Source organism: Dactylosporangium siamense (genome assembly GCF_016862795.1).
Classification (GTDB): Bacteria; Actinomycetota; Actinomycetes; order Mycobacteriales; family Micromonosporaceae; genus Dactylosporangium; species Dactylosporangium siamense.
Window position 1 is genome coordinate 39,932 of record NZ_BONQ01000055.1, and the last position, 18,254, is coordinate 58,185.

Below are 18,254 nucleotides of genomic sequence, written 5' to 3' on the forward strand. Positions count from 1 at the left end.
AGGATCGGTGTCGGCCACCCGGCACGATCAAGGAGTCGACCTGTGACCACCGTCCTCGTCATCGGCGCCACCGGGAAGCAGGGCGGCGCCGTCGCGCGGCTGCTCCTCGACCACGGCCACGAGGTCACCGCCTTCGTGCGCTCGCCCGGGTCGCCGGGCAGCGCATCGACGTCGTGTCCGACCGGGTGACCGGCGAGGAGGCGGCCCGGATCCTCGGCGACGTGCTCGGCCGGGAGATCCCCTACCGGCAGCTGCCGCTGGACCAGGTCCGGCAGTGGGCCGGCGACGAGATCGCCGACATGTTCCAGCGTTTCGAGGACAACACCGACTTCCTCGACGCCGTGGCGCTGCACGCCGCGCACCCGGAGGTGGCGCCGACTGGGCCCGCACGGTCGACTGGGACCGCGTCCTGGGATGCGCTGGAGGGCGCCGGCCCGGCGCCCTCCAGCGAAATCGTTACAGGGTGGTCTCGCCGGTGAGGCCGAAGAAGTCGTGCCATTTGGCGCCGCCGAGGAAGCCGGTGCCGGTGGACAGCCCGACGTAGACGTCGTTGGTGGCGGCCTTGGTGAAGACGATGATGTCGTCCTTGCCGTCGCCGTTGACGTCACCGAGGTACGGGAACTCCCCGGCGGTGCAGAAGAAGTCGTTCCACTTCACCGTGGTGCCGACGAACGCGGTACCGGTGGACACGGCGGCGTAGACGTCGGCGTCGGCGTTGCAGGTGAACGTGACGATGTCGGCCTTGCCGTCGCCGTTGACGTCACCGACCCGCGGCTGCTCGCTGCCGACGGCGAACAGGTCGTGCCATTTGAGCGGGGCGCCGAAGCCGGCGCCGGTGGACAGCGCGACGATCACGTCGGCCGCGGTCGTAGGGCCTTGGGTGAAGGTGATGATGTCGGCCTTGCCGTCGCCGTCGACGTCACCGACCGCCGGGTACTCGCCCGGGATCGAGAAGTACTCGTGCCACTTCACGCCGGGCCCGAACGACGTACCGGTGGACAACGCCACGTACACGTCGGCGGCGGCGTCGTGGGTGAACGTGATGATGTCATCGCGACCGTCGCCGTTGACGTCGCCGACCGCTGGGACCTCCGCGCCCGGGGCGAACCAGTCGTGCCACTTCGCGCCGCCGGCGAACGAGGTGCCGTTCGACAACCCGACGTACACGTCGCCGAGGGTGCCGCCGGTGAACACGACGATGTCGTCCTTGCCGTCGCCGTTGAAGTCGCCGGTCAACGGGGTTTCCCCCGTCAGGCCGAAGAAGTCGTTCCACTTCACCGACGTGCCGGCGAACGCGGTGCCGGTCGAGGTCGAGACGTAGACGTCGTTGAGGCTGCCCTGGTTGAACGTGACGATGTCGTCCTTGCCGTCACCGGTGAAGTCAGTGGGTGAACCGGCGTAGTACCTGCCGCCCGTACCCCCGCCGCCGCCCGCGTTGACCAGGGAGATGTAGTAGTTCCAGTTCCAGTTGGGACCGGGGTCCGTGTGGTCGTTGCCGGGGATCTCGTTGTGCCCCTTGATCCCGGTCCGGTTCTTCGGGATGCCGTACTTGTCGCAGAGGTAGCGGGTCAGGGCCGCCGACGAGCGGTACATCGCGTCGGTGAACCAGGCCGGGTTGTCGACGTAGCCCTCGTGCTCGATGCCGACGCCGTACGCGTTGGCGGAGCGGGCGTGGTATGCGGTGTCGCCCTCCCGGACCATCTGCGTGATCTCGCCGTTGCTGGACTTGACCACGTAGTGCGCGCTGACCCCGGCGGACGGGTTCTGGAACCAGTTGACCGTGCCGGCGTAGGAGCCCTGGGTCACGTGGATGACGACGGTGGTGATCCGGCTGGACCGCCCCGCGCCGTAGTTGGCGCCGTTGGCGGCGACCCAGCGGGCCGGGCCGTACTCCGGGACCGCGGCGGCGAGCGAGGAGCCCCCGGTCGGCGCGGTCGAGGCATAGCGGCCTAGCTCCGGCGCCACGGAACGGCCCACAACAGCGCCCGGAATCCCTTGCCGCAGAATGTCGTAAACGTTGTCGGCGTAGAGGCGGGCGGTGGCGTCGTCGACGGACGCGCTGTATCGCGCGACGACCGGGTACCACGCGCCGATCCGGCCGCGATCGCCCGCTTTCAGGCCCGCGGCGTCGGCGAGGTCGCGCAGGACCGCCGCGCCGCCGCGGATGTTGGCCGGTGTGTCCGATCGCAGCGCGGCCGCGGGCACGCCGGTGAGGGTCGCGGCGCGTTCCAGGCTGTGGTTGGTGGGGTTGCTGGCCAGGTGCATCACGCCGAACCCGTTGGCCTGGCTCGGTTTGCCGCCGTGCGCGTCGAGGCGGGTCTCGCCGTAGCCGACCGCGACGAGCAGGTCCCGCGGCACGCCGGACTCGGCGGCCGCCTTGGCGAAGGCCGCGTTCAGGCCGTCGACGGGCGCGGCGTGGGCGGTGGCCGCGGATCCCGCGACGAGCACACCGGCGAGCAGGACGACGGCGCCGCGGCGCCACCAGTTGGCCATGGGGGTCTCCCATCGGAGGTGCGGAGGTTTCACAGCGTCGCCTCGCCGTTGAGGCCGAAGAAGTCGTGCCACTTGGCGCCGCCGAGGAAGCCGGTGCCGGTGGAGATGCCGACGTACACGTCGTTGGTGGCGCCCTTGGTGAACACGACGATGTCGTCCTTACCGTCGCCGTTGGCGTCGGCGAGATACGGGAACTCCCCCGCGGTGCAGAAGAAGTCGTTCCACTTCACTGTGGTGCCGACGAACGCGGCGCCGTTGGACACCGCGGCGTAGACGTCGGCGTTGGCGTCGCAGGTGAAGGTGACGATGTCGGCCTTGCCGTCGCCGTTGACGTCGCCGACCCGGGGCAGCTCGGTGCCGACCGCGAACAGGTCGTGCCACTTCAGGCCGGGCCCGAACGACGTGCCCGTGGACAGCGCGACGATCACGTCCGCCGCCGACGCCGACCCCTGGGTGAAGGTGATGAGGTCGGCCCTGCCGTCGCCGTTGACGTCGCCGACCGCCGGGTACTCGCCGGACGGCGCGAAGAACTCGTGCCACTTCTGTCCGGGGCCGAACGACGTGCCGGTGGACAGCGCGACATAGACATCACCGGACGGGTTGTGGGTGAACGCGACGATGTCGTCCTTACCGTCGCCGTTGACGTCGCCGACGGCACCGATCTCGGCGCCGGGGGCGAACCAGTCGTGCCACTTCGCGCCGCCGGCGAACGACGTGCCGGTGGACAGGCCCACGTACACGTCGCCGGTGTTGCTGTGCGCGAACGTGATGATGTCGTCCTTGCCGTCGCCGTTGACGTCGCCGGTGGTGGCCGTCTCGCCGCCGATGGAGAAGAAGTCGTTCCACTTCACCGAGGTGCCGGCGAACGCGGTGCCGGTGGAGGTGCTGACGTAGACGTCGGCGAGCGCGTTCTGGGTGAACGTGAGGATGTCGTCCCTGCCGTCGCCGTTGACGTCGGTGGGCGAGCCGCCGGCGATGGCCGCGGTGCGCGCGGCCTCGTTGAGCAGGGTCCGGGCCTTCGCGGCGACCTGGTCGTAGCGGTCGGGGAAGCCGGAGCGCTGCACGCACTGGGCGACCTGGCCGGCGCTGTAGCCGGGGTTGTTGCGGTCGCAGGTGATCGCGCGGGTGACGTACTGCGTCGACGCGTACACCGGGTCCATGATCTGTTCCTGGGTGCCCCAGCCGTAGTCCCAGCGTTGCTGGAACACGCCGAGGGAGGTCTTGTCGCCGCACGGCAGGTTGTTCAGGTGCGACTCGACCCAGCCGGCCTCGAACGCCGACAGCGTCACCTTGTCGTTGGCGTTGAAGTTGCGGGCGACGCGGTAGACGATCGTGGTGACGGCCGGGTCGTGCCCGGCCGGGATCGACGGGCAGGCGGCCAGGGTGACGGCCGGCATGTCCGATGTGGACGCCGACGCTGGGGCTGTGGGCGCCACGGCGGCGACGGTCGCGCAGAGCGCGGCCACCAGCGCCAGGGGGATGCGTCTCACGGGGGCTCCTCGGATGCCGAGAAATCGATTGCTGCTGAGTGTCCGCACTCAGCACCATCGATGTCAATGGATCCGCTGAAGGAAAGCTTCATTCACCTCAGTGGATCCGGCAGGAAGCCACAGGTACCGGCACGCAGGCACGACGCATCGCCCGGCGCGCTGGAACGACGGCGCCGGGCGATGCGATGCGCGGGTCAGGAGCCGCCGAGCTTGGTGTACACCTCGGCCGCGTTGTCCTTGGTGATCTGCTGGGTGCCGAGGGTCGTGCTGCGCGGCACGTCCTTGCCGCAGTCGACCAGGATCTTCTTGGCCAGGTCGATCGCCTCGCGGCCGCCGGTGGCGTACTGGAACGTCGCCGAGAGCCGGCCCTGCTCGACCGCCTTGATACCGCCGGACGGCACGGGCAGCGCGTCGATACCGGTGAACTTGATCTTCGTCTCGAGTCCGGCCGCCTTGGCCGCGAGGTAGGCGCCCTCGGCCATCGGGTCGTTGTGCGCGTAGACGGCGGCGACGTCCGGGTGCGCCTTGAGCAGCGCGTCGGCCACCGACTGGCCCTTCTCCCGCAGCCAGTCACCGGGCTGCGACGCCACGATCTCGATCTTCGGGTTGCCGGCGATGCCGGCCCGGAAGCCGTCCGCCCGTTCCTTCGCCGGGGTGGAGCCCGGCAGGCCGGCGATCTCGATCACCTTGCCGCCGCTGGGCAGCAGGGTCTTGGCGTAGTACTCGCCGGCGGCCTTGCCGATCGCGACGTTGTCGCCGCCGATGAACGCGGTGTACGCGTCGCCCTCGACCTTGCGGTCCAGCACGATGACCGGGATCTTCTGGTCGTAGGCCTTCTTGACGACCGCGGTGAGCGGCTTCGCCTCGTTGGGCGAGATGATCAGCAGGTTGATCTTCTGGGTGAGGAAGCTCTCGACGTCGGCGACCTGCTTGCTGTTGTCCTGCGCGGCGTCGGAGACGACCACCTTGAAGCCCGGGACCGCCTTCGCCGCGGCCGTCACGTCGTTGTTCATGACCTGGCGGTAGGGCTCGGCGTTGTTCGCCTGCGACATGCCGATGAGGAACTCCTTGCCGGTGCCGCAGGCGGCGCCCGCGGCGTCGCCCGCCTGCTCGGACGGCTTCTCGACGCTGCACGCGGTCGTGATGAGCACGCAGGCGAGCACGACGAACGTGCTGATGCGATGACGCATGGATCGCTCCTGTGAAAAAAGGGGGTGAGGGGTGTCAGGCGACGGTGCGGTGCAGCTTCTGCAGGGCGGCGGCGGCCACGATGACCAGGCCCTTGATGAGCAGCTGCACATTGGCGTCGATGTTGTTGAGCGCGAGGATGTTGTTGAGGATGCCCAGCAGCAGCGCGCCGGCCAGGGTGCCGCCCATGGACCCGGAGCCGCCGGACAGTGCGGTGCCGCCGATCACCACCGCGGCGATGGCGTCGAGCTCGTATCCGGCACCGTCGTTGGGGCTGCCCTGGTTGAGCTGGCCCGCGTGGACGACCCCGGCCACCGCCGCGAGGAGCCCGGCGATGGCGAACACGGCGACCTTGACCCGGGTGACCGGTACACCCGAGAGACGGGCCGCCTTCTCGTTGCCGCCGATCGCGTACACGTGCCGCGCGAACGCGGTGGTGCGCAGCACGACGATGGCGGCCACACCGATGGCGAGGAACAGCACGGCCGGCACCGGCACCACGCCGTTGAACGAGCCGTTGAGGATCTCGAAGGCGGGCGGTGCCTCCTTGGGCCCGTCGCCGTAGGCGATCGGGATGCCGAGCCCGCCGGACCAGATGCGGGCCAGCCCGCGGGCGACCTGGAGCCCGGCGAGGGTGACGATGAACGACTGGATGCCCAGCCGGGCCGTCGCGTAGCCCTGCAGGGCGCCGAAGGCCGCGCCGATCGCGAGCACCGCGAGGACCGACGGCAGGATGCCGAGCCCGGAGTCGACCATCAGCGTGGCGGTGCCGACCGCCGACAGGCCGAGGATCGCGCCGACGGACAGGTCGATGCCGCCGAGCAGGACCACGAACGTCATGCCGACGGCGATGATGCCGATCTCGGACACCGCCCGCACGATGTTGCCGAGGTTGCCGGTCGACAGGAAGAGGTTTTCGCCGTTGCGGGTCGGCGACGCCGCGATCGCGACAGCGAACACGACGGCGAGGGCAAAGAGGCTCTGCACCGCGAAGAGCCGGTCGATCAGCTCCCGCCGGCTGCGCGGCCGGCGCAGCCAGCACGCCGCGGAGGCCTTGAGCCCGACGGTGCCGGCGGCCGGGGTCTGCTCGTCGATGGTCACGCTGACTCCCTCGTGGGACGGCTGTGCTGGCCCATGGCGGCGGCGAGGATGCCCGCCGCGTCGGTGGTGGCGGCGGGCAGGTCGGCGACGGTCCGGCCGGCCCGCAGCACGACGATGCGGTCGCAGACACCCAGGGGCTCCGGCAGCTCGGAGGAGGCGAGCAGGATGCCCATGCCGTCGTCGGCGAGACGGTGCAGGAGCCGGTAGATCTCGGCCTTGGCGCCGATGTCGACGCCGCGGGTCGGCTCGTCGAGCAGCAGCAGGCGCGGCCCGGCGAGGAGCTGGCGGGCGAACACGACCTTCTGCTGGTTGCCGCCGGACAGCGCGCCGACGGGCACGTTGGCCGACGGGGTCTTGATGGCCAGCTCGGCGATCTTCCCGGCGACGGCGGCACGTTCCCGCCGGCGCCGGACGATGCCGGCGGTGGTGAGGCGGTGCAGGGCGGTGAGCACGATGCTGCGGCCGGTGGCGTGCCCGAGCACGAGCGCGGAGCCCCGGCGGTCCTCGGGCACGAACCCGACGCCCCGGCGCAGGGCCTGGCGTGGTGCCGCCGGCGCGTAGGCCACGCCGTCGAGGCGGACCGATCCGCTGCGGCGGCCCTTGGCGCCCGCCCCGAACAGCGTCTCCAGCAGCTCGGTGCGGCCCGCGCCCATCAGCCCGGCGAGGCCGACGATCTCCCCCGCCCGCACCGTCAGCGTGGCCCCGGCCGGCTCGCACCGCCCGGGCCGGCGGTGCCTGGGCCGGACCGTGAGGTCGTCGACCTCCAGCAGCGGCGCTCCCGTCTTGGCGTTCGCCGAGCCGAAGAGCGTCTCCACCGACCGGCCGACCATCAGCGAGATGATCTCGCCGGGGCCGGCGGTGCGCGGGTCGACGGTGCCGGCGACCCCACCGTTGCGCAGCACCGTCGCCCGGTCGGCGATCGCCTCGATCTCCTCCATGCGGTGGGAGATGTAGACGATGCCGACGCCGCGGCGGCGCAGCTCCTCGATGGTGGCGAAGAGGCGCCGCACCTCCGCGTCCGCCAGAGCCGCCGTCGGCTCGTCCATGACGAGGACCCGCGCGTCGAGCGACAGCGCCCTGGCGATCTCGACCAGCTGCTGCTCGCCGACGCGCAGGGCGCCGACCGGGCGGCGCGGGTCGAGGTCGACACCGAGCTGCCGCAGCTGCTCCCGGGCGGTGCGCAGCATCGCCCGGCGGTCCAGCAGCCGGAGCCTGGTGCGGGGTTCGCGGCCCAGCACCAGGTTCTCCGCCACGGAGAGGCCCGGCACGAGGTCGAGCTCCTGGTGGATGGTGGCGATCCCGGCCGCCTGCGCGTCGGCCGGGCGGTGGAACCGCACCGGCGTCCCCGCGACCGTGATCTCGCCGTCGTGGTCGGTGACGACGCCGGACAGCACGTTCATGAGCGTCGACTTGCCCGCACCGTTCTCGCCGAGCAACGCGTGGACCTCGCCGGCCCGGATCGTGAAGTCGACGTCGCGGCAGGCGACCACGCCGCCGAACTGCTTCGTGATGCCGGTCATCGTGACAAGCGCCTCGCTCATGGGCACCACCCCCGGGGCCGTGAGAAATCGATTTCTCAGGTGAGAACGTAAGAGACGGTCATAGTCCTGTCAACCCCTCGTCGCAATCTCGTAATGTCCGGCATCAATGGCAGGTCACGGGATCGCATTGATCGCGGACCACACGGTGCCGGCGAATGCCACGTCCCGGCGCACCCCGCTGGACGCGATCCGCCACGTCCCGCCCGGATACTGGCCGGGCGCCCACGCGACGCCGCCGTTGCGCCACAGCGGCTGCCACGCCGCCATCGCGTGCCCGGCGTCGTACCAGATGTTGTCGCCGCGCCACGCCGACGCCCAGCGGTGCGCCGACACCACCGACAGCCCGCCGGCCTCCGCCGAGGACAGCATCGACCACGCCGGCATCCCGGTGACGTCCCCGGTCGGTCGCGCCTCCGTGGCCGGGTCGCCGACCATCGGCAGCGCGCCGTCGACGTTGAACGCGACCTCCCACACGCCGGCCGTCGGCCACCCGTTGACGGACCAGACGACGTCGCTCTGCAGCGCCGGTCCCGTCCATCGGGGCACCACGGAGATGAGCCAGTCGGCGGTGACCGGTTCGTTGCCGAACGGGATGCCGGCGAGGTTGATCCGGGTCCCGTCCGCGGACACGTCCACTCTGGACGGTGCACCGGCCGGGTCGGTCACCCCGAACCCACCGACCGCCAGGTAGGGCCCGGTGCCGCGGTAGGACGAGTCGAGCGCCGGCCGGTAGGCGCCGCCGCCCGCCGGGTCGACGCCGAGCGAGGCGATCCGCGCGGACGGCCAGGTCCGGATGTCGGCGCGCAGGTAGCCGGTGCTGACCACCCGCCCCCGCGCCACGACCCCGGAGGTCCACTGCAGCGGGGCGAGCCACAGCCCGCCCATCCCCCAACCGGCGTGGCTGAGGTACCAGTTCGACCCGTCGACGATCACCTCGGCGGCGTGGGCGTCCAGGACCGCGACCTTCTCCGCCCCGTCGAACTGGAAGGGGTCGCGGCTGCGGTAGACGGCGGTGCGCCGGTACGCGGCGCCGTAGTCGGTGCCGTCGCAGCAGACGAAGAGGTACCACCATTCGCCGCGCCGCACCACGAACGGCGACTCGGTCTGCCCGGCCGCCTGCCCGGTGTACGGCGACGTGAACGCGGTCCGCCGGGCGCTCCACGTGGTCAGGTCGGTGCTGGTGCGGTACCCGACGATGTGGTTGCCGCCGTTCGGGGCGGTGGTGGCGGTGTAGTACATGACCCACTGCTCGCCGACCCGGGTGACCATCGGGTCCCGCGCCTCCCAGCCGTCGGTGAACAGCGGGTTGGCCGGGCTGCGCGTCCACGTGACCAGATCCGTCGACGTGGCGAGGTGCATCCGGTAGCGGGTGTAGTCCGGGTTCCCGGCCGCGTAGAACATGAAGTAGACGCCGTTGTCGTGGATGACGTGCGGGGCCCAGATCCACTGCTCCCCCGCCGCCGGGGACGCCGTGAGGGCGGCCGGCTGTTTCGTCCAGGGCCCGTTCGGGGTGGGCGCGGTGGCGTGCGCGAACAGCGTCTCCTGCAGCGGTGCGCCCGGCTCGGCGTGGGTGATGCCGAACGCGTGCCACACGCCGGTGCCGCGGTGCTGCACGATGGTGTGGTCGTTGAGGTACCACGCGGCGGATTCGCCCACGCTCGGGTCGTACACGCGAGTGAGGGTGCCGCGCGACGGTGTCTCCGCCACGGTTTCATACGTCGACGTGGTGACCGTCGCCAGCGCACCGACCCGTTGCAGGGTGATCGTGTCGAGGCCGGCGAAGAACCCGGTCGATGCCGGGTTCCGGCCGGTGACCGTCACGGTGAGCCGGTGCGTGCCGGCCGCGAGGGCGACCGAGCCGAGCGGGACCGCGCCGGTGCGCTGCACCGCCGTGGCGTAGCCGTCGAAGAGCTGACCGATCGCGACCCCGTCGACGGCGAAGCGCAGCGTCCCGTAGTCGGCCGCCTTCGTCAGGATCCCGCCCAGGTCGTACTGGCCGGGCGTCACCGCGGGCAGCGTGACGGTGACGGAGTCACCGGCGTGGGCGGCCCGCAACCACAGCTGCCGCCCGCCGGACCAGGCGACGCCGCAGCAGTTCGGCTGCGACTCCACCGGAGCGGTCGACGACACGGCGGGCAGCAGGCCTTCCGCCTCGAGGGTGACCGGCGTGTCCGCGGCGAACGCGGGGGCGGGCCCTGCCAGGATCAGCAGGGCCGCCACCAGTGCGATGGCTCTCACGGCGCGCTCGGCCTGACGACCGTGGACGCGCCACCGCCGAAGGTGTCGTGCCACTTCCAGGCGTTCTGCACGAACCGGCCGCCGTCGGACAGCGACACGAACGCGTCGGCCGCCGGGTCACCGGTGAACGTGACGATGTCGGCCCGGCCGTCGCCGTCGAAGTCGCCGACACCCGGCCGCTCGGCGTTGATGGCGAAGTTGTCGTGCCACTTCACGGGCGTGCCGAAGCCCGTGCCACTCGACAACGCGACGAACACGTCGGCGGTGCTGCCACGGGTGAAGGCCACCAGGTCGTCGCGACCGTCGCCGTTGACGTCGCCGGTCGACACCACGTCACCGCCGAAGCCGGACCGCCACAGCCAGCCGTCGCCGACGAACCGGCCGCCGTCGGACAGCGCCACGTAGAAGCTGCCGCCGGTGCCGCCGGTGAAGGTCGCGATGTCGTCGCGGCCGTCGCCGTCGAAGTCGCCGACGAGCGGCGTCTCGGTGCCGATGGCGAACCGGTCGTGCCACCTGATGCCGGGTCCGAAGCCGCTGCCGGTCGACAGCGCCACGTACACGTCCGCGTTGGCGCCGCGGGTGAAGGTGATGATGTCGGTGCGGCCGTCGCCGTCGACGTCCCCGACGAGCGGCACCTCCGCGTCGACGGCGAAGAAGTCGTGCCACTTGGCGCCGCCGCCGAAGCCGCCGCTGCCGTTGCCGAGCGCCACGTAGACGTCGGCGAGCGACCCCCGGGTGAAGGTGATGAGGTCGGTCCGGCCGTCGCCGTTGACGTCGCCGGTGAACGGCACCTCGCCGTCGATGGCGAAGAAGTCGTTGCCCTTCACCGACGCCCCGAACGACGTGCCGGTCGAGGTGGCACTGAACACGTCCGAGTCGGCGCCGCGGGTGAACGCGACCGCGTCGTCGCGGCCGTCGCCGTTGACGTCGCTGACGACCCGGCCGCGGACGCTGCCGGACACGACCCCGGAGGCGGGCCCGGCGTTGCCCGCGGCGTCGACCGCGACCACCCGGTAGTACCAGGTCTGCCCGATCGGCAGCGGACCGTGCCGGAAGCCGGTGCCGGCGACGGTGCCGCGCAGGTTCGCCGCGGTGACCGGCACGGACGAGTTCGTCGAGCCGTAGACGCGGTAGCTGGTGACGCCCACGTTGTCGCTCGCCTCGCTCCAGGTGAGCCCGATCGCGTGGGTGCGCCCGCCGGTGACGGCGAGTCCGGTGACCGCGCCGGGCGCGGTGGTGTCCAGGTACGGCGCGACCATGCTCGACGCCGTGTAGCGCGACGCCGTCCACGCGCCGCCGACCGGGGTGAGCGTGACCGTCACCGCCGACTTGCCGGCGGTGAGCGCGGCGGGCAGCGTGAACTCGTCGGTGAGCCAGCGCTGGATCTCGTTGCCGAGCGGCTGCAGCCAGGTGCCGGCGCTCACCCCGTCGACGGCGACCGCCGCCTGCTGGTAGGCGCGTTGCTGGTCGCCGGTGCGGCGCAGCCGGACCCCGGAGTTGCCCGGTTCGACCGCGACCCGGAAGGAGATCGCCGAGGTGCCGGAGCGGACCTGGCCGGTGCTGGACACGTCGTCGTTGTCACCTTCGAAGACGGAGGTCAGCTGGTACTGCGTGGCGGCACCGTCGGCGTAGCCGTGGGCGCTGCGGCTGGCGGCGTCGCCCGTCAGCACCGTGTCGGTCTGGCGGACCGCGGCGGTCGGCTGGGTGTAGAGGAACGCGGTCGAGGCGTAGTCGGCCGGTTCGTTGGCGGTCGGCCCGTGCTCGATGCCGAACCGCAGGCCGCTGGTGTAGGCGACGGCGTCGCCGAGCATGAGCCGGTAGGCGGCGTCGCACTCGTCGGCGCAGCCCCCGGTGCGGAACCGGTGCCCGGTGTTGCCGGTGAAGACGCCCGAGTACTCGCCGCGGTTGAAGTACCAGCCGGACTCGTAGAAGTCCTCGGTGCCGGTGCCGTACCACTGTGGGCTGGAAGCGCCGTCGACGTGGATGCGTTCGTCGCCCTCGAGGTAGTTGCGGGTGTTGCCGCCGGTGATGTGCGCCCGCATGGTCTGCGACACCCCGACGAGGCGGCCCCGGCCGGCCTGGTCGGCCATGATCCAGTCCTTGCCGGCGACGGTCTCGGCGCGGCGCGACTGGGTGGTGAAGTAGCCGACGTCGCTGGACCAGGTGGTGGGCGCGGACGTCACCTCGGCCTGGATGCCGCCGATCGACGCGCCGCCGGTGTTGGCGATCGCGACGGTGGCGTTGGCGCCGAACGGCATCGGCCACCAGGCGCTGTACCAGCCGCCGGGTGCGGCGTCCATGGCGAACATGAGCGAACGCACGGTCCGCTCGCCGAGCCCGGCGCCGAAGAACTCCGCCACGGGGGCGTCGACGGTGGTGCGGCCGTCGAACGTGATCCGCAGCCGCAGCGCGGTGAGGGTCGCCTCGGTGGCGGCGCCGTCGGGGATGCGCAGCCGCAGCGCGCTGATCGCCCGCGGCCCGCTCAGCGCGGCCAGGGTGGCCTGCCCGCCAGCCGGGGCGGTGACGGTCGCGGTGGCGGTGGTGGCGCCGGCCTGGGGCGGTTTCGGGTCGCGCAGGCCCGCCTGGCGGAGGTTGTCGACGACGTCGAGGGCCTGGTCGGCGGGGTTGAAGCGGGTGATGCCGTTCGCGTCGGCGAAGGTGCGGTAGCCGACGTGGTAGAAGAGCGGGTTGTTCTGGGTGACGATCCGCATGCTGGTGCGGTACGGCATCGGCACCTTGACCGTGACACCGCCGGAGGTCTGGTCGGCGTTGGTCACCAGGGGCCAGACGAACGGGGCGCCGAGGTTGCCGTTGACGAGGTTCTGCAGGCCGGTGTTGACGACGGTGACGCCGTCGAGCTCGACGCGGATCCAGCCGGTGGCACTGACGTCGCCGTTGTCGCGGGTGAACCAGATCGACTGGATCTCGCCGGCGCCGCGGTCCTCGGCGATCGTGCAGCCGCCGTCGGTGCGCAGGCACGAGTAGGTGCCGCCGAAGCCGTCGTCGTTGGAGCCGTCGCGGCCGAAGCCGGAGAACTGTTTCGTCCGGGTGCCGGCGGACAGCGTCGGCAGCCGGTCGAGGCGCCGGTAGGTGTCCCAGCCGACCGGTCCCTTGTCGTCCGGCACCGCCGCGCCTGCGGGCGCGGGGGCGGCGACGGCCATGAGCAGCGGGAGCAGCAGGGCCGCGACGACGGTTCTTCGCAACAGGCGCATGGGTGGCGTCCCTTCCGAGAAATCGATTGCTGCCAGTAGACGACTTACATACGCCTGCGTCAATATGTCAGAAGCTTACGATCGGTCAGGGCGGCCGGCCCGCCTCGAGCGCCGGCGGCACGGCGGTCGGCGCGCCCGTCGCCAACCACGGGGCGAAATCGATTTCCGGCCACACCGGGCGGCCCGTCACCGGTAGGCACGACCGTCCGGCGTGGCATTATTGCGCTCCGGAGATGTCGGGAAGGATTGGGATCATGGCGACCATCTACGACGTCGCGCAGCGCGCACAGGTCTCCCCGGCCACCGTCTCCCGGGTGCTCAACGGGCGGTCCAGCGTCGACCCCGACATGGCCACCCGGGTCCAGGAGGCGGTCCGCGAGCTGGACTACCGCCCCAATTCCGTGGCGCGCAACCTGCGCCGCAGCCGCACCACGCTGTGGGCGGTGATCATCTCCGACGTCGGCAACCCCTTCTTCACCGCGATGGTGCGCGGCGTCGAGGACGTCGGCCAGCGGGCCGGCTACTCGGTCGTGCTGTGCAACAGCGACGAGGACCCGGCCAAGGAGGCGCAGTACGTCACCGCCGCCCTGCAGGACCAGATGGCCGGGGTCATCATCTCCAGCTCCGGCGACCCGGCCAACGTGCGGCGGCTGATCGAGGCCGGCACGCCGGTCGTGGCGATCGACCGGCAGGTCAGCGGGGCCAACATCGACAGCGTCCTGGTCGACAACGAGCACGGCGCGCACATGGCCACCGAGCACCTCATCGAGGGCGGGTACCACCGCATCGCCTGCATCACGGGACCCCGCAAGGTGTCCACGGCCGCGCAGCGGCTGCGCGGCTACCAGCAGGCGTTGAAGGCGCACGGCTTCGGCGCACCGGCGCGGCTGGTGCGCTACTCCGACTACCGCGAGGAGGGCGGCTACGCCGCGATGGCGTCACTGCTGGACGCGGGTGACCCACCGGACGCGGTCTTCGCCGCCAACAACCTCATGACCGTCGGCGCGCTCGAGTGCCTGGTCGACCGGGGCATCACGGTGCCCGCCGGGATCGGCGTCATCGGCTTCGACGAGATCCCGTGGGCGCACCTGGTCCGGCCCTCGCTGTCGACGGTCTCGCAACCGACCTACGAGCTGGGCCGGACCGCGGCGATGCTCCTCGCGGAGCGGATCACCGAGCCGGACCGGCCCCCGTCGACCGTCACCCTGCAGACGACGCTCAAGGTCCGCGAGAGCAGCCTCAGATCTTGACGTCGCCGCACAGGTGCACGACGACCCCGAGCTCGTGGAACAGCGCCGCCTTCGCCAGCAGGGCACGGTCGGCGGCCCCGGCGTCCGGGGCGTAGGCGACCTGCACGTGGTTGGCCTTGTGCCGGGCCATCAGCTGGTCGCGGCCCACGCCGTGCAGCACCGCGTGCATGATCGGCCACTGCCGGTCGGTCGCGTCGAGCCGGCGCTGGGACTCCTGCGCCGGCAGGCCGCGCACGGTGGCCCGGCCCAGGTCGACGTGCAGCACGGCATCCATGATGAACACCCGCGACCACACGATCTCGCCCGGTTTCGACACTCCGCTCAGCGTGCCGCCGCCCAGGGGGAAGAACATCGGCGGCTGCCGCATGCTGTAGCTCTTGTCGTAGCCGCCGTTGTGCGAGGCGGGCACGGAGCCGGAGATCTCGAAGACCCAGACGAACTCGCCCTCGTAGTCCGCACCCCACCGGATGTCGTGCAGCGTGGTCGCCGGGTCGAAGCCCATCGCGTTCCACAACCGGTTGGTGACCAGCGCGTCGACGGCCACGCCCTCATCGACCTCGTTGAAGTGTGGCAGCGGGGCGCCGGCGTAGAGCTCCCGGCCGCCGTCGCGGCTGCGCACGGGCGGGCGCTCCACGTTGTTCAGCAGGCCCTCGGCCAGGTCGCTGGCCGGCACCACGTCCTTGAGGCCCTGCTGGTACTGGATGCCGACCGCGTCGAGCCCGAAGTCGTCGCTGATCCGCAGCGCCGCGATGTACATCTTGAACTGGCTCGTTGTCTGCGCCTCGGTGAGCTCGCCGGCCTCGTCGGTGCCGAAGTGGAACGTGAAGCCGCGCTCGTCCAGCCACGCCTTGACCGCCGCCGCCTCCTCGTCGGTCACCTTGAGCATCTCCGCGACCAGGGCGCTCTGCGACAGCCGCTCCTTGAAGATGCCGAGGGGGTTGAGCAGCTCGTCGTCGAAGATGGCGTTGTACATGCCCATGCAGCCCTCGTCGAAGACGCCGATGACGGCCTTCTCGTCGCGCAGCTGCCGGGCCAGCGCGGTGCCGAGCACCACCTCGGGCTCGGATTCGTCCAGCGGCGGCAGGTCCCGCACGTGCGACAGGTCGTGCTCCACGGTGCCGGTGTCCAGCCAGCGGCGCAGCCCGTCCACGGCCCAGTCGTCGGTGAAGTCCTCGCTCCACAGCGCGGAATGCCCGACGCCGGCCTTGGTGAGGCTGGCGGTGAGGTTGAGCAGGCCGACCAGGCCGGGGAACGCGCCGGACCAGTTCGCCACGACGAGGATCGGGCCCTCGTGGGTGCGCAGCCCCGCCAGGACGTGGTGGCTGTACTGCCAGACCGCCTCGACGACGATGAGCGGCGCGTCGCGCGGGATGGTCTTGAACACCTCGATGCCCATGCGCTGGCTGTCGATGAACCCGTGCTGCTTCGCCGGGTCGAACGCGTGCGTGCGGCTGGCGCTCCAGCCGAGCCGTCCGAGCGCCGCGGTCACGTCGGCCTCCAGCTGCTGCTGGGTGGGCCAGCAGCGGATGTTCGCGCTCGGCCGCAGGTCGCCGCTGACCACCAGGTACGCGGTGGCGGGCTCGGCGGCCGGGCGCCGCAGCGGCACCGGGAGCTGATACGGACTCGTCATGGTTCCTCCGAAGGTGCGGGGGTGCTGGCCAGGGTGTGGGCGATGGCGGCGGTGGCCGGGTACAGGTCGAGGTACAGCCGGAACAGCCGCTCGTAGGTCTCGGCGGTGCGCGGGTCGGGCTGGACCGTCGCGACGTTCGGGTTCCAGCGGTCGATGTCCGCGGTCCGGGCCGCGAGATATGCGGCGCCGTAGCTCGCGCCGATGGTCTTCTCGGGCATCAGCTGCGCCATGCCGGTCACGTCCGACACGATCTGCGCCCACAGGCCGCCCTGGGTGCCGCCGCCGACCGCGACGATCCGCTCGATGCGCCCGCCGGCCCGCTCGAGCTCCTCGATGTTGTGGCGCACGCCGAACGCGGTGGCCTCCAGGACCGCCCGGTACAGGTCGCCGCGGGTGTGCCGCAGGGTCAGCCCGGCGATCACGCCGCGCGCGTCGGGGTCGGCGATCGGGGTGCGCTCGCCGGCGAAGTACGGCAGCATCAGCAGCCCGCGGGCGCCGGGCCCGGATGCGGCCGCCTCCTGGAGCAGCTGCGGATAGCCGGGCGCGCCGAGCAGGTCGTGCAGCCAGGTGGTGATCGCGCCGGACGTCGCCATGCCCGCGGCGAGGTTGCGGGTCCCGGGGAACGCACCGGTCGTGCCCCACAGCACCGGCGAGGTGTTGCGCACCTCGGTGGTGTGCACCAGGAACATCGTCGTGCCGTACATGAGCATGAGGTCGCCGAGGCGTTGCGCGCCGACGCTCACCGCCTCGGTCCAGGCGTCGATCGTGCCGGCGACGACGGGCGTGCCGGCCGGCAGCCCGGTCTGCGCGGCGGCCACGGCGGTGACGGTGCCGACGACGTCGGCGGGCCAGACCAGCGGCGGCAGTTCGAGCGGCCCGGCGAGGTCCGCGGCCCACGGCCGGTGCCAGTCCTGCGCGGCGGTGTCGTACATCGGGGTGCACTGGCTGGCCGAGTGCTGGTCCAGGTAGTAGGCGCCGGTGAGCTGCCAGCCGAGCCAGGTCGCCGGCATGAACAGGCGCCGGGCGCGGGCCCACTGGTCCGGCTCGTGCTCGGCGAGCCAGGCGAGCTTCGGCCCGACGCTCTGGGTGGACAGCGCGGAGCCGGTCCGTTCCCGGATCGGGCCGGCGCCGCCGAGCTGCGCGGTCAGCCGGGCGATCTGTGCGGTGGCGCGGGTGTCGACGCCGTACAGGATGCCGGGCCGCAACGGGGTGCCGGCCTCGTCGGTGATCACGACGCACGGGCCCATGCCGCTGACGCCGACCGCTGTGACTTCGCTGTGGGCCACGGACAGCAGCTCGCGGATGATGGAGACGGCCTCGTCCCACCAGATCCCCGCGTCCATCTCGACGTGTCCCGGCCGCGGATGGCGCACCTCGTGGGCGCGGGTGGCGCTCGCCAGGATCGTGCCGTCCAGCGCGACGAGCACCCCTTTCGTGCTCGAGGTGCCGACATCGATGCCCACGATCGTCGCCGTGTTCGACATGGCAACAAGATGTCAGAAATCGATTTCCCCGTCAATGCCGGGCGTCGATGCGTGGGGCCTGGCGTGGGTCTGTCGAGAACGCGGGACCGGCTCCGTCCCAGGTGCATGAACACACCTGAAGGAACCATGGGACCGGACGAGATCACCGAGGTGCTGCACCGGCCGTACAGCCAGGAGCTGCTGGCCCGCGACGTGACCCGGCTGGCGTACGTCGCCAAGGACGGCACGCCCCGCACCGTGCCGATCGCGTTCACCTGGAACGGCACCCAGATCGTCATGTGCACCTCGACGAACGCGCCGAAACTGTCGTCACTGCGGCACAACCCGATGGTCGCCCTGACCATCGACACCGAGGTGCACCCGCCCAAGATCCTGCTCATCCGCGGCCGGGCCGAGCTGGACGTCGTCGACGGCATCCCGGCGGAGTACCTGCAGATCAACGGCAGCTACGAGATGACGGCCGAGCAGCGGGTCCACTGGGAGGCCGAGGTCCGCTCCCTGTACGACGGCATGGTCCGCATCGTCGTGACCCCGACCTGGGCGAAACTGATCGACTTCGAGACGACCCTCCCGAGCGCGGTCGAGGAGCTGATCCGCGCCCGGGAGGAGCGGCAGCGCGCCTGAACG

The 18,254-nt window shown here is 71.6% G+C and carries 13 protein-coding genes; 4 read left to right on the top strand and 9 right to left on the bottom strand.

Annotated features, from left to right (window positions below):
• Positions 1-42 precede the first annotated feature (42 nt).
• Complete coding sequence (locus tag Dsi01nite_RS18745) at positions 43-189, top strand: NmrA family NAD(P)-binding protein (RefSeq protein WP_203847475.1); 147 nt, start codon at positions 43-45, stop codon at positions 187-189.
• The gene (locus Dsi01nite_RS18750; protein ID WP_203847476.1) at positions 174-479 is read left to right on the top strand and encodes a hypothetical protein; all 306 of its coding nucleotides are present in this window, start codon (positions 174-176) and stop codon (positions 477-479) included. Before Dsi01nite_RS18745 ends, Dsi01nite_RS18750 begins: the two co-directional genes overlap by 16 nt.
• Here Dsi01nite_RS18750 and Dsi01nite_RS18755 read toward each other — a convergent pair.
• From Dsi01nite_RS18755 to Dsi01nite_RS18785, 7 genes are all read right to left on the bottom strand, one after another.
• Entirely contained in the window at positions 457-2,493 is a 2,037-nt protein-coding gene (locus Dsi01nite_RS18755) for an N-acetylmuramoyl-L-alanine amidase (RefSeq protein ID WP_203847477.1), read from the bottom strand. The two genes, Dsi01nite_RS18750 and Dsi01nite_RS18755, sit on opposite strands and share 23 nt — an antisense overlap.
• 29 nt (positions 2,494-2,522) lie before the next feature.
• On the bottom strand, positions 2,523-3,983 hold the full coding sequence (locus Dsi01nite_RS18760; RefSeq protein ID WP_203847478.1) for an FG-GAP repeat domain-containing protein: 1,461 nt from the start codon (positions 3,981-3,983) through the stop codon (positions 2,523-2,525).
• A gap of 194 nt (positions 3,984-4,177) precedes the next feature.
• A complete protein-coding gene (locus tag Dsi01nite_RS18765) occupies positions 4,178-5,173 on the bottom strand; it encodes a substrate-binding domain-containing protein (protein WP_203847479.1) in 996 nt (331 codons plus the stop codon).
• A 34-nt stretch (positions 5,174-5,207) separates the two neighbouring features.
• Complete coding sequence (locus Dsi01nite_RS18770) at positions 5,208-6,272, bottom strand: ABC transporter permease (RefSeq protein ID WP_203847480.1); 1,065 nt, start codon at positions 6,270-6,272, stop codon at positions 5,208-5,210.
• On the bottom strand, positions 6,269-7,813 hold the full coding sequence (locus Dsi01nite_RS18775; RefSeq protein WP_203847481.1) for a sugar ABC transporter ATP-binding protein: 1,545 nt from the start codon (positions 7,811-7,813) through the stop codon (positions 6,269-6,271). The genes Dsi01nite_RS18770 and Dsi01nite_RS18775 overlap by 4 nt, the downstream gene beginning before the upstream one ends.
• A gap of 114 nt (positions 7,814-7,927) precedes the next feature.
• Positions 7,928-10,051, bottom strand: coding sequence for a family 43 glycosylhydrolase (locus Dsi01nite_RS18780; protein ID WP_239135992.1), 2,124 nt, complete (start codon positions 10,049-10,051; stop codon positions 7,928-7,930).
• Complete coding sequence (locus Dsi01nite_RS18785; RefSeq protein WP_203847483.1) at positions 10,048-13,263, bottom strand: DUF2961 domain-containing protein; 3,216 nt, start codon at positions 13,261-13,263, stop codon at positions 10,048-10,050. The genes Dsi01nite_RS18780 and Dsi01nite_RS18785 overlap by 4 nt, the downstream gene beginning before the upstream one ends.
• 254 nt (positions 13,264-13,517) lie before the next feature.
• On the opposite strand from Dsi01nite_RS18785, the gene Dsi01nite_RS18790 reads away from it, so the two are divergent.
• Positions 13,518-14,513 (top strand): LacI family DNA-binding transcriptional regulator, encoded by a 996-nt coding sequence (locus tag Dsi01nite_RS18790; protein ID WP_203847484.1) that lies wholly within the window; start codon positions 13,518-13,520, stop codon positions 14,511-14,513.
• On the opposite strand, the gene Dsi01nite_RS18795 is transcribed toward Dsi01nite_RS18790, so the two are convergent.
• A complete protein-coding gene (locus tag Dsi01nite_RS18795) occupies positions 14,503-16,143 on the bottom strand; it encodes a fucose isomerase (RefSeq protein ID WP_203847485.1) in 1,641 nt (546 codons plus the stop codon). The genes Dsi01nite_RS18790 and Dsi01nite_RS18795 overlap by 11 nt on opposite strands.
• Positions 16,140-17,627, bottom strand: a complete 1,488-nt coding sequence (locus Dsi01nite_RS18800) for an FGGY-family carbohydrate kinase (RefSeq protein WP_203847486.1) — start codon at positions 17,625-17,627, stop codon at positions 16,140-16,142. The genes Dsi01nite_RS18795 and Dsi01nite_RS18800 overlap by 4 nt, the downstream gene beginning before the upstream one ends.
• Positions 17,628-17,753: 126 nt before the next feature.
• On the opposite strand from Dsi01nite_RS18800, the gene Dsi01nite_RS18805 reads away from it, so the two are divergent.
• On the top strand, positions 17,754-18,251 hold the full coding sequence (locus tag Dsi01nite_RS18805; protein WP_203847487.1) for a pyridoxamine 5'-phosphate oxidase family protein: 498 nt from the start codon (positions 17,754-17,756) through the stop codon (positions 18,249-18,251).
• Positions 18,252-18,254 lie beyond the last annotated feature (3 nt).

What these genes read in the sequence shown, in the direction of transcription:
- Dsi01nite_RS18805 (WP_203847487.1), top strand. Translation starts at nt 17,754, where the DNA reads ATGGGACCGGACGAGATCACCGAGGTGCTGCACCGGCCGTACAGCCAG.
- Dsi01nite_RS18795 (WP_203847485.1), bottom strand. Translation starts at nt 16,143, where the DNA reads ATGACGAGTCCGTATCAGCTCCCGGTGCCGCTGCGGCGCCCGGCCGCC.
- Dsi01nite_RS18785 (WP_203847483.1), bottom strand. Translation starts at nt 13,263, where the DNA reads ATGCGCCTGTTGCGAAGAACCGTCGTCGCGGCCCTGCTGCTCCCGCTG.
- Dsi01nite_RS18790 (WP_203847484.1), top strand. Translation starts at nt 13,518, where the DNA reads ATGGCGACCATCTACGACGTCGCGCAGCGCGCACAGGTCTCCCCGGCC.
- Dsi01nite_RS18775 (WP_203847481.1), bottom strand. Translation starts at nt 7,813, where the DNA reads ATGAGCGAGGCGCTTGTCACGATGACCGGCATCACGAAGCAGTTCGGC.
- Dsi01nite_RS18765 (WP_203847479.1), bottom strand. Translation starts at nt 5,173, where the DNA reads ATGCGTCATCGCATCAGCACGTTCGTCGTGCTCGCCTGCGTGCTCATC.
- Dsi01nite_RS18800 (WP_203847486.1), bottom strand. Translation starts at nt 17,627, where the DNA reads ATGTCGAACACGGCGACGATCGTGGGCATCGATGTCGGCACCTCGAGC.
- Dsi01nite_RS18755 (WP_203847477.1), bottom strand. Translation starts at nt 2,493, where the DNA reads ATGGCCAACTGGTGGCGCCGCGGCGCCGTCGTCCTGCTCGCCGGTGTG.